We start from the raw sequence: 11,519 nt of genomic DNA on the forward strand, positions 1-11,519 counted from the left end.
TCGCATTATTTTAAAGCCACTGACAATGCAAATGCAGCAATCAGTTCGGCAAAAACAATAACCTGCAGAAAATATGCTGTTTTAAGCAGCCTTTTTCTCATGCGAAGTCTCTGCCACGCATCACCAATCGTCAATTGCAACTCATCTGAAAGATTAAAAGTACTACCATCTTCAAGTCTCTGGATACCGGCATCTATAAGAAACTGTATTGTCAGTTCTTCCTTGCAATTTTTGCATTTTTCAATATGATTCAAAAAGTCCTCAAGAGAATAGTTATCCAGCTCATCCTCTAAGAAGTCCGGAATCATCCTCTGAAATTCCTTACAATCCATAGTATTCCCTAACCCCAATATCTTGTATGAACAGAATATCGCTAAGCATACTACTAAACAATATATAGCATACACCAAAATGTCTAATCTCACAACCTCAAATACACCTTTGCAGATAGGTGAAAAAGTCAGAAAAACCCTGCGATAATCCGCAGGGTTTTAACATTTTTTCTATGAGTAAAACACTTTGCCAGGTTCTTTCGAACCTGATAAGTCTTTCTATAAACAGAGTTATTATGCGACTTTCTTCTTCCTGTTCTCTATCTGTCTTTCGATTTCTTCAATCTTTTCATCTGTAAGAATGTATTTATGCTTGAACCAGAAGATTGCAAATACGAGACCGATTATCGGAACAACTGTCATAGTCATTCTTAGTCCCATTTTCTGCATAACGCTTACTCCAAGAGAATAATCAATTGCAGAAGCTGTCTCTGCAGTGTCATTGCTAAGAGCAAGCACCTGAAGTGATAAAGCTGCAATAAAAGCAGAAACACCGGATGCAAGCTTTACTACAAAGGTCTGCATTGAGAAAATTACTGACTCGTCTCGTCTGTTGTTTTTAAGTTCACCATAATCAACGGTATTTGCAAGGAATACTGTAGTAATAACTGCCAGCATTCCGTTTGCAGCAAAGATAAAGAATCCGGGCACAAACAAAGCATATACGCTGCTCATAGATGTTGATGCAAGTATGAGCAGAGAGATATAACCCGCAATTGCCATTCCCATGCTGATGAAATAAATTCTAATGGATGTAAAGAATCTTCTAAGAAATGGATAAAGAATCATCATGGCAAGTATCTGGATTCCACCACCAAATGTTGAAAACAGAGTATATGCACCTCTCCATCCTTCTCCACCAAAATCATACTTAAAGAAATAAATTACAAGATTGGATGTAATATAAATTGAGCAGTTAACGATGACTATTGAAACAACAACTGCCATTGCCTGATCATTCTGGATAAGAGCCTTGAACATTTCACCTATGGAAGGCGTTTCCATGTGAGCTGTTGATTTTTCTTTTACATTAAGGCAGCAGATTACAGTAAAAATCACAAATAACGCTGCCACTATAATCGTAAAATAAGAAAAACCTATTCTCTCAATTTCTCTGTCAGCAATTCCTTCTCCGCCAAACATATGTCCAAGTGCTGACACAGCCATAACTGTCACTATTGTAATAAGTGCAGAACCAACGCCAGCGCAGGATCTTGCAAGAGTTGTAAGCCCCTCTCTTTCCTTACCGCCCTCAGTAAAAGCAGGGATCATTGACCAGTAAGGTATATCCATCATTGTATAAGTAACACCCCAGAGAATATAAGTTATTGCAGCATACGCAACAAGGCCACTTCCTGATAATGCAGGCGGTGCTGAGAACATCATGATAAGAACCACTGCATTGGTTAAGGTTCCAATCAAAAGCCAGGGTCTGAATTTGCCAAATCTTGTCTTGGTCTTTGCAACAACAGCACCCATAATCGGATCATTAAATGCATCAAACACACGTGCCACCATGAGAATAACACCCATCGCAGCTGCACTCACCCCAAGAATATCCTGAAAATAATATAAGATATATGATGCGGAAAGCATATATACCATATCCTTTCCAACTGCCCCAAGTCCATAGGAAGCCTTAGCGGCTCCTGAAAGTTTACCATTTTCGTTCATTTTAAATACACTCCTCCACTAATAAATAAGTCCTTTAAGACCTTTTTTCCTTTAACCCCATGGCAAGCTCAACAACCTTATATCCTCCATCGTAGAGGCCTGCCTTTTTATTATTTATGATATTCTCGCACATTTCATCAAGAAGCGGCGTTTCCAAAAACTGATCGATCATCTGTATTGTGTGCGGTATATCACGGCACTCCAGTGTACCATCACCAACTTCAGCAGAATGAATTGCTCCCCACATTTCATGCTTACCGACACGCTTTATGAAAAGCTTTGGTACAGGATAGAAAGCAAGCTCACTAGGCTTGGTGACAAGTATATCACAACTCCTCATAAGAAGATTAGTGCAATATACAGCCTCAAAAATGTTTTCATGATAAAATCCATGAATACCTTCAACTTCTGTTTCAGGTTTAAGTGCATCTGCCGCAAAGCTTTCTGTTTCCTTAAAATCTCCCATATGCTCGTGAACGTACGGTGCCATTTCCCTGATTTCTTTTTTCAGATCTTCCCAAACCTGTCTGTAATCCCCGACATTCACATAAAGAGCTGCTTCCTTTTTCTGAATTTTAGGAAGAAGATAGCTTATTATTGCAGCAAAGATTTCCTTCTGAGCACCTGCACCACCTATCGTAAGAAGGAAACGCATAGGCTTTTTGTTCTTCCTTCTCTGTATTCTCGCCTCACAATCAGCTTCAATGTTAGATGTCAGTTCATGATCAATATAATGACCTGTGTAAACAAGATCATCCTGTGGCATCGGCTTGCATACTGTTTTCTTATTCATGCCATTAAGTATTCTATACCCCATATAGGCATTTCTGCACTGGATTGTATGAACTGAACCTTCTGAAAAATGAAGCGCCATTGGCCAGTTGTCGGGAATTGCATTAACCACATATTTCATTCCGGCATGAACAGCTGCCTGAGCAGGCCATACATGTGTACCGACAACAGGTATATTTTTAGGCACATTTTTATATACAGGTGCCATAAGCTCTGCATTTTTCTGATCTGCAGCATTATATGCCAATGCCCTGAATCCCTCATAATTGACGGGTTCCCATACAAGCTTGTTGAATATGGGGTTCTTGGAAAGTCTTGATCCAAGTGAATAAAGATTATTCTGGGCACTTATAACCTTGGTACATGTTGTGTGCGGATATGAATTAAGATCCATCCAGTAAGGAGTATAGCCAAGATATTTTGCACATGAAGCTATCGCCATACTTATTCTGTAGTGTCCAAATCCCATTCGGATATTTCCTACGATGAGTCCCTTTTCAGAGTCAAAGGGGAGTGTTCCGTTTGTCAGAGCACCTTCCGGCAGAACCTCTATATTCTGCACACCAAGACTCTCACCGATGTATGGATTGGCGCTGATTTTCACAGGATAATTAGCCTTTGAGTCATCTCCAAACTTCTTTATATTCTTTTCTTTTGTCTTAACAGCCTTCTTATAAACTGCTTCAGGCATAATATTTCCAAAAATTACCTTGGATTTATCAGACATTTATACTACCTCTTCCTCAATTTTAAAATTAATCTCTTTTCTTATTTTCTCACCGCCTGCTTCCAGCTTAATGATCAGCTTACCTGTAGATCCCTGTTTTCTCTTTGACCTGATATAAGTTCCTGCCATGCCGCCCCTTATCGGTACGATCTTTGGTCCTATAACATCAATTGCTCCTTCTGTTTTCAGCTTCACAGGCTCAGCAAAGAAAGGAAGAACATTGCCGTTCTGGTCAACCACTCTCATTCTTACCGATGCAACATCATAGGATTTACCCTCCAGCAGGTCTGCATGACTCACAACAGTCTCAAGTGAAATCCTGTTTACAGTCTCCTTTATAAGCGTTTTAACAACCTTACCGTTTTTGATAGCCTCGAATTTGAAGGATGTGGCCTCACCGCCCCAGTCTCCAATATATTTTTGATAAAGATCGACTATATTCTTCACTGACATATGGTGGATCAGCATCATCCTGCCGCCGGTTATCTTATCTCCGATGCTTAGTTTGTTCATTCCGTATCTGGCTGCGGTGTTGAGAGCATGCTTTACTTTTTCAGAAAAACCTCTTGAGAAATTCTCATTGTCAGCAAGCAGATCTCCAATAAAATCATCCACAAGTATCGGTCCATGTGCAATGTTCTTAAATGGTGAATTTTTGGGATAAAACTCCTTTATAAAAACATCATTCTTATACATTTTAACGGAGTCAGCATTTGTGTAGAGCCATATGTCTCCTCTTATGCATTCAGGATGTTCTCCAATATCCATGGATGATGAAAGCTCCAGAACATTTTTTTCATCTCCCTGCATTTCATAGGCTTTTGCGGCAAGTTTAGGATTCCTGAACATATCCATGACGCCGTGATAGCATATTCTGTCTCCGGATCCAAAATCTTTGTGAGTGTTATAATCGAACATACACCAGCCAAATCCTCCGGCAATATCGGATTCTCCGGCAATTGCATCCATAACCCTGATATGTCTCATTGTATGTTCAACCCGTATATCCTCAGCATCAAAGGTCTTGGTCGGATACATATGGCCGTTATATTCTGTGACCATATAGGCTTTTGCCATATCAGGAGTTGCATCCTTTTTCTTTATGCATCCGGGTGTCTTACCATTATGTGAAAAGTCATTCAGTGTATAAACATCCTCCAAGAGATTCATCTTCGCAGAAGCTCTGACTCCTCCTGTCGATCTCGAAGGATCAAGTTCATGGGCTACAGCATTAGTCTCTGTATAAAATTCATCATCATCTGCTGATTCATTTATACGAACCCCCCAGATAAATATAGAGGGGTGATTCCTGTACTGACAGATCATTTCCTTTTCATTGATAACTGCCTGTTTCTTCCAATCCGAATCGCCTATGTGCTGCCATCCCGGAAACTCCATAAACACCAGTATTCCAAGTCTGTCACACTCATCAACAAAGTCCTGTGACTGGGGATAGTGCGAGGTTCTTACAGCATTTAAACAGAGTTCCTCTTTTATTATCCTGGCATCATATTTTTGCATGGAGGCAGGCATTGCATACCCCACATAAGGATAGGACTGATGTCTGTTTAATCCCCTGATTTTAAGTTTTCTTCCGTTTAAATAAAATCCACCACTCTTAAAGGATGCACTTCTAAAGCCAAATGGCACCACATATTCGTCAATCAGCACTTCATCCTTGCAGATTCTGACTATAAACTCATACATTGCAGGATTCTTCACATCCCACAAAACAACCGGAAGTGTATGATACGAAAGGCGGATCTCGTTATTTGCGCTCACACAATTAAGGAGAATCTCATCCTTATACTCATCGGTTACTCCTGCAGGAAGCTCGCCCCCGATTCTCTTAAGGGATTCCGTAACCATGTATCCGTCCGCATCACCTTCAAGCTTAATTACTCCATGAATAAAAGCCCCTATCGCTACAGGTTTCACTTCACTTTCATTCATGTTTTCATCAAAAACTTCAGGTACATCGGCATATACAAACACATCAGATATATGAGTTTTCTCTGCAACTTCAAGATAAACATCCCTATATATTCCGCCATAGGTCATATAATCTATAACAAACCCAAAAGGCGGTACGTTAAGACTCTCTCTGCTATCAAGCTTAACAGCAATAATGTTTGGTCTGTCAAATAACAGCTTATCCGAAATATCAATTGCAAATCCTGTATATCCGCAGGAATGCTTACACACAAAATCTCCATTTATAAACACGAAGGCTTCATGAGCTGCACCTTCGAAATGAAGAATGATACTTTTATCCTTCCATGAAGTATCAGCATTAAACACTCTTCTATATCCGCTGACCATCTGGTAGGTTTTATCGTCAAAATAATTAAACGGTGTTTCTTTTACCGTGTGCGGAATACGCACATTTTCCATTTCTTCATCATGATAATCGGCTTTTATCATTTCATCATCAAATTCAGGTTTAAATTTCCAATTATCATTTATGTATATTCTTTTTCTCATTTCATATTTCCTTAGGCTATTCAAGAAACGTCAATATATTTCAGCGTTTCCATAGCAATATATTAACATTATGTCAATCCACAAAACAAGAAACGTATTGCTCAAATTTCGTTTCCTAATTTTGTGCAAAAATACAATAACGATATTTTTTTGTGTTGATTGAGAAAAATTTTCAAATACATACAAAAAAGCCGATAATCAAACGATTTCATATCGCTTAATTACCAGCTTCATAATTATCGTGCCGGTGGTGGGACTTGAACCCACACGCCCGTGAGGACAACAGATTTTGAGTCTGCATCGTCTGCCATTCCGACACACCGGCCTATCGCAAATTTGTGCGACTCAAATATGTTACCACATCAAAAATGAATATTCAAGCATCAAATAAATAAAAGTATTACTCTGCAAAAGTTTAGCTATCCCATTCATCAAATTCAAGATCTCCGGCTTCTCTCCTGCCTGCTCGTTTTCCCAAAAGATAGAATACACCTGCAACAATAAGTACGCATGCAAAGACAGACACTCCTACAATGATCATTTTTTTCTTATCTTCATCGAGTTCGTCGATTTTATCTTTAATAAAGCTAACCGTATCCTTTGCCTTGGTTCCGGTGAGCTCTATAATATTCTGAGCACTCTTTCTGATCTCCTCTGTATTAAAATTCTTTAATTTATCTTCGAAGAAAAAGCTCATCCTTATATCCCCCTCGTAAAATATTTATTGGCACGATTACGCTGAGGTCCTGCCTTCCGGTCGGAACTATTCCAGATCATGAATTCGTCACGACGTTTTCTTCCTTTGCAAGACCTTTCAGTCAATATTCTCATGTATAAATGATATCATTTCTTTGCCTGCTTTTACAGCCTCTTTACCATAAAAAACATGTCCTGCATCAGTTATTTGTATCATTTTGGCTGCCGGAAATTTTTTACGGGCATTGATGCTATATGACATGGGAACAACCTGATCCACATTCCCATGAAGAATAAGCACATTCCCGTTATATTTTTCCATACAGTCATTTATATCAAGTGAAAATGCATCCTCATAATACTTTCTGCCAACCGGAAGTCCAAATACCATGGAAGTTTCCTCTATCATTTCTTTTTGAGGATATTTTCTTTTGGCATCATCAAAAAGAACATATGCAGGATACAAAAGTACCATAGCCCTTATTTCTTTACCGGCCTGCGCCGCTGCAATTGTTGACGCAACCCCACCATGGCTTTCACCCATCAAAAAAATATTTTTCCTGTCGGCAAAGGGTGCTTTTCTGATATTTTCAATAACCGCCTCAATATCTTCACTCTCAGTAACAACAGACATTTCAGTCATTTTTCCGTCACTTTTAGAAGAGAGACCGCCTCCGCAAAAATCAAAAATATAGCAGCCAATCCCTTCTTTTACCAGCATTTCGGCATATGGTCTTGTTCCCTCTCGGCTTCCCCCAAAGCCATGGGCCATGATGACAATGGGATATCTTCCCTTTGAATCATCCGGCAAATATATTTCCCCAGAAATGTGATACCCGTCTCGCTCCACAATATATGTACTTTGCATATATATCTGCCTCACATATAATATAGAACCACATTATTCCGATAATAATTTTATCAAAATAGCATACTTTTAACAAGTTTTGGGCTATGCCTAAACGATAAAAAAAACATAAAAATAATATTCATTTTTTCGAAAGAAACCTGTTGCATTAATCCGAATATGTAATACAATATATAGTAGTTGCGAAAGTAAAGTCTCAACTATATGTATGTAATTGTGTAGAGTTTTAGCTATTGGGGGTTAATATGTCAACTTCTTTAGTGCAGGAATGCGAAACAAATATTCAGAATGATAATGTCGTTGATTACACTTTGATCAGACACATGCTTCGTTCTATTGGTAATCATCATTGGTCAGTATCTAAGGCTATGGATGAGTATGATGTTCCTACAGAACAGAGAGAAATTTATATGGAGACTATTGCAGATAAATTCTTTGTCAGCTGATAATTAGTTCCCACTTCAAAAAATGGACATATGCCACAGGCATTTGTCCATTTTTATCGTACAACTAATCATGTTCTCTATTTCACGGTAACCTTACAGGTTACTTTCTTTTTGCCATCTTTAGTCATAACAGTAATCTTACACTTACCCTTACCCTTTGCCTTGACTACTCCTTTCTTGGAAATCTTAGCAACTTTTGCATTGCTGCTCTTCCACACCAATTCTGTATTCTTTGCAGCTGATGGTTCTATGGTAACTTTTAATGTATACTTTTTCCCTTTTTCAAGTTTTAGTTTCTTTTTATTTAATTTTAATGCCTTAACTTCAGCTGCTTTCCCGGAAACGGTAATATAGCAGCTGTCCTTAACTTCACCATCAGGTGATGAAGCTGAAATTTCACAGGTTCCAGCAGCCAGGGCCTTAACTTCACCATCAGAATTCACCTTTGCAATACTGGTATTACTGCTTTTCCATATAATCTTTGATTTTCCTTTGTTTGGATTGACCTTAACCTCAAGGGTATCGATTTCACCGGCTTTTAATGAGATCTTGCTTTTATTAAGTGTAATAGACTTTATCGCAACATACGAACCTACAGTTCCTGTCTCATAATTGCTGCTGCTCATCGGGTACTGAGAGTTAAAAGTGCTGTCAGCATACTGCGCCCATCTTGCATGATCGGTAAAATCACTATTACACTTCATAAAATAGGTATACTTTTCCGATGGCTTTCCGGCATCCCAGGTCGAATCAATATTGTAGTAAACACTTCCAACGCGGACAATATTCCAGCCATGACCACCCTGACTTGTATTACCGGCAACAAGTCTGCAGGACACTCCATTATCATTAAGAAGCCTGTATATCAGAAGTGAATACCCCTGACATACAGCACTATTATTTATAGCTGCCGCATAACAGGAATATTTAAGTAAAGATTTCCCATAATCATATTTGATATTCTGGCATACATAATTATACACTGCCAGAATCTTGTCATACTCGCCTTTCTGGGCAAGTCCAAGACTTGATGCAATCTGATTCACCTTCGCACTTACTGCCTGCTCCTGCTCAGATGTAGTGTAGTAAGTCATATAAAAGATAAAAGAACCGATAGTTTTACCGTTCTTTTTACTATAGGCGACCTGCATACCTGATGAACTATAGGCCCATTTTAAATAGTCACCCTCACTACCGTTTCCGGTGTGATTCATGGCGGCATCAAACGCTCTGCTTTGCATTGCAACAAGAGATGAGCCGTCATACCCTGTACCGTCAAACTCATAGTTTATACGTATATTAAGGTCTCTTCTTTTAAGCGCATCTCTTAAGTCATTAATTATCTGAGCCTCTGTTGTCGCCCTTCCGGAATCCGCAATGACAGAACTCTGGGTTATCTTAGACTCCGGTACGCGGTTTATGTCATCCTCACTGATAGCACCTGCATATAGAGGATTTATACGATATATAACCCCTGTAGAAGGCATATACGATCCATTATTTTCCGCATTGGAAATAAGCACTCCGGAACCGGAAAAGCAAATAAAAAGAGCAGCTATGATTACAATAGCCGTAGATCTGAAAAAATCCCTCATAATTTTTTTACTCATAAGAAAACCCTCAGTAGTGATCATAGTTTCTACTAAAAACTATGACTTCTTGCGGGCAAAAGCGGAAATCGCCAGCAAGAATCCTGCTTTGCAGGACACGCCCCTCGCTTTGCGAGGACCTGGTCCAATACGATTCCCGTTTTTCTAAGGAAAAACAGGAATCTATGACATATAGTTACTGAGAGTATTATAACATATTTTAGTGCTTTAAACATTTATTAAGGAAATCTTTATTGTTGTAAAGCTTCAACAATTGTTGGCAAAAGCTGCTTTTTTCTGGAAACCACGCCCTTTAGGAGCGCTACATTATCGCTGCCTGCCGTAACATGAAAGCCTGCATCAATAATTCCTTCAGCCTTATTTCCTTCAAATGCTACGATTGATGACTCTGCTATGATATTGGTCATCATGAAGAAAATCATATCAAGTCCATCGCTCTCCATAATATCTCTGAGCTCAGGCAGAACTTTTTCCTTTATCTCTGCAAGCTCCTCCGCACTCATGGAATTAACCTGACCTATGCCTATAGTCTTATCTTCAACCGTAAATTTCTTAAAGTCCTGATGAACTATCTGCTTAGGAGTCTTATCACCCATGTTGGAACCTGCACGGAACATCTCTCTTGCAAATTCTTCAACATCAATTTTAGCTATTGCAGCAAGTTCTTCTCCTGCCCTCTTGTCTATCTCTGTACATGTGGGAGACCTGTACATCAGCGTGTCGGAAATTATAGCTGAGAGCATGAGTCCGGCAGTAGTCTCATCAACCTCTACACCCATTTCCTTATACATAGAATAGATGATGGTACAAGAAGAACCAAGGGGCTGATTCCTGAAAAATACAGGATTTGCAGTCTCAATTGATGAGCCTAGTCTGTGATGATCGATTATCTCAAGTATTTCTGCTGAATCCGCGCCATCGACAGTCTGACTCTTTTCATTATGGTCAACCAGAATAAGGCGTTTTTTCATGGCACCCAGCAAATTACGACGGGAAATCATTCCAACATAATTATCATCCTCATCAAGGACAGGGAAATATCTATGCCTTACCTGAGCCATAGTCTGCTGTATATCCTCTATAAAATCATTCATATGGAAGGATATAAGCTGCTCTCTCTTCATGATTGAACCCACAGGAGCACTCTCATTTATAAGCCTTGCAACAGTGAATGTATCATAGGGTGTGGTTATTATCCTGCACCCCCTCTCCTCAGCAAGCTTCTTTATGGTATTTGTAACCTTGGAATCGATACATACTACAATGCAGGCTGCCTGGTTCTCAATAGCCACAAGCTGCGTCTCATATCTGTTTCCGCAGATTACTACATCACCGGGATTGATAATCTCCTCCATAATCTCAGGAGAAGCAGTTGCGATAAGAACTTTACCCTCGGTAATCTGCTCAGACATATCGCCAACAAGCATCTCGCCGTCAAGTGTATCCACGATATTACCGTAGTATGTCTTCGTCTCTGAAAGAATTGTGGCATCATGCACATCCATACAGGTCTGCATTATATCATTGGTTGTAATAAGCCCCGTAAGCTTTCCCTTATCCGTAACACAAAGAGTCACAACATTTTCTTTTTCCATTCGTTCCCAGGCACGCTTTAATGAGATATGGTCATCATCTGCATAAAGATCTCTGATCTCCATATCACATACCTGTGTTCTGACATCCTTGGTATAAACAGGAGCAGGAATTCCAAATCTGTTGAGAACAAACTGCGTCTCCTCGTTCAGATGTCCACATCTTCTGGCTTCATATTTTTCATCTGTAGACAATTTGTTTTTCAGATTGGCATAACAAATTGCTGCGCAAATTGAATCCGTGTCAGGATTCTTATGTCCGATTACATATATAGGTCTTTTAACCATAAATCTCTCC

General features: G+C 39.3%; 9 protein-coding genes and 1 tRNA gene. 1 reads left to right on the top strand and 9 read right to left on the bottom strand.

Translation table 11 applies throughout. The annotated features are described in order from the left end of the window. Positions 1 to 5: 5 nt before the first annotated feature. The 7 genes from G622_RS21460 to G622_RS21465 all read right to left on the bottom strand — a co-directional run bounded on the left by G622_RS21460 (position 6) and on the right by G622_RS21465 (position 7,573). A complete protein-coding gene (locus tag G622_RS21460; RefSeq protein WP_049945654.1) occupies positions 6 to 332 on the bottom strand; it encodes a zf-HC2 domain-containing protein in 327 nt (108 codons plus the stop codon). A gap of 234 nt (positions 333 to 566) precedes the next feature. Beyond that, on the bottom strand, positions 567 to 2,006 hold the full coding sequence (locus tag G622_RS0102900; RefSeq protein WP_026509423.1) for a glycoside-pentoside-hexuronide (GPH):cation symporter: 1,440 nt from the start codon (positions 2,004 to 2,006) through the stop codon (positions 567 to 569). Positions 2,007 to 2,040: 34 nt separating this feature from the next. Next, positions 2,041 to 3,525, bottom strand: a complete 1,485-nt coding sequence (locus G622_RS0102905) for a DUF6937 domain-containing protein (protein WP_026509424.1) — start codon at positions 3,523 to 3,525, stop codon at positions 2,041 to 2,043. Beyond that, complete coding sequence (locus G622_RS0102910; RefSeq protein ID WP_026509425.1) at positions 3,526 to 6,009, bottom strand: glycoside hydrolase family 2 protein; 2,484 nt, start codon at positions 6,007 to 6,009, stop codon at positions 3,526 to 3,528. A gap of 242 nt (positions 6,010 to 6,251) precedes the next feature. Next, positions 6,252 to 6,334, bottom strand: a tRNA-Leu gene (locus G622_RS0102915). 90 nt (positions 6,335 to 6,424) lie between these two features. After that, positions 6,425 to 6,706 carry a hypothetical protein gene (locus G622_RS0102920; RefSeq protein ID WP_026509426.1) on the bottom strand — a complete coding sequence of 94 codons (282 nt, stop codon included), beginning with the start codon at positions 6,704 to 6,706 and terminating at the stop codon, positions 6,425 to 6,427. 117 nt (positions 6,707 to 6,823) lie between these two features. After that, on the bottom strand, positions 6,824 to 7,573 hold the full coding sequence (locus tag G622_RS21465; RefSeq protein ID WP_049945655.1) for an alpha/beta hydrolase family protein: 750 nt from the start codon (positions 7,571 to 7,573) through the stop codon (positions 6,824 to 6,826). Between the two features lie 245 nt (positions 7,574 to 7,818). On the opposite strand from G622_RS21465, the gene G622_RS0102930 reads away from it, so the two are divergent. After that, positions 7,819 to 8,019, top strand: coding sequence for a hypothetical protein (locus G622_RS0102930; protein ID WP_026509427.1), 201 nt, complete (start codon positions 7,819 to 7,821; stop codon positions 8,017 to 8,019). A gap of 77 nt (positions 8,020 to 8,096) precedes the next feature. Here G622_RS0102930 and G622_RS0102935 read toward each other — a convergent pair whose 3' ends face one another. Together G622_RS0102935 and G622_RS0102940 are read right to left on the bottom strand one after the other, a co-directional pair. After that, entirely contained in the window at positions 8,097 to 9,629 is a 1,533-nt protein-coding gene (locus G622_RS0102935; RefSeq protein ID WP_026509428.1) for an Ig-like domain-containing protein, read from the bottom strand. Between the two features lie 230 nt (positions 9,630 to 9,859). Further along, positions 9,860 to 11,509: a putative manganese-dependent inorganic diphosphatase gene (locus tag G622_RS0102940; RefSeq protein ID WP_026509429.1), complete on the bottom strand. Its 1,650-nt coding sequence runs from the start codon at positions 11,507 to 11,509 to the stop codon at positions 9,860 to 9,862. Positions 11,510 to 11,519 lie beyond the last annotated feature (10 nt).

This window comes from Butyrivibrio sp. LC3010 (genome assembly GCF_000424385.1).
Lineage (GTDB): Bacteria > Bacillota > Clostridia > Lachnospirales > Lachnospiraceae > Butyrivibrio.

Excerpts from the sequence above, each read along its gene's own strand:
- G622_RS21460 (WP_049945654.1), bottom strand. The coding sequence starts at position 332 with ATGGATTGTAAGGAATTTCAGAGGATGATTCCGGACTTCTTAGAGGAT.
- G622_RS0102905 (WP_026509424.1), bottom strand. The coding sequence starts at position 3,525 with ATGTCTGATAAATCCAAGGTAATTTTTGGAAATATTATGCCTGAAGCA.
- G622_RS0102920 (WP_026509426.1), bottom strand. The coding sequence starts at position 6,706 with ATGAGCTTTTTCTTCGAAGATAAATTAAAGAATTTTAATACAGAGGAG.
- G622_RS0102930 (WP_026509427.1), top strand. The coding sequence starts at position 7,819 with ATGTCAACTTCTTTAGTGCAGGAATGCGAAACAAATATTCAGAATGAT.
- G622_RS0102935 (WP_026509428.1), bottom strand. The coding sequence starts at position 9,629 with ATGAGTAAAAAAATTATGAGGGATTTTTTCAGATCTACGGCTATTGTA.
- G622_RS0102910 (WP_026509425.1), bottom strand. The coding sequence starts at position 6,009 with ATGAGAAAAAGAATATACATAAATGATAATTGGAAATTTAAACCTGAA.
- G622_RS21465 (WP_049945655.1), bottom strand. The coding sequence starts at position 7,573 with ATGCAAAGTACATATATTGTGGAGCGAGACGGGTATCACATTTCTGGG.
- G622_RS0102900 (WP_026509423.1), bottom strand. The coding sequence starts at position 2,006 with ATGAACGAAAATGGTAAACTTTCAGGAGCCGCTAAGGCTTCCTATGGA.
- G622_RS0102940 (WP_026509429.1), bottom strand. The coding sequence starts at position 11,509 with ATGGTTAAAAGACCTATATATGTAATCGGACATAAGAATCCTGACACG.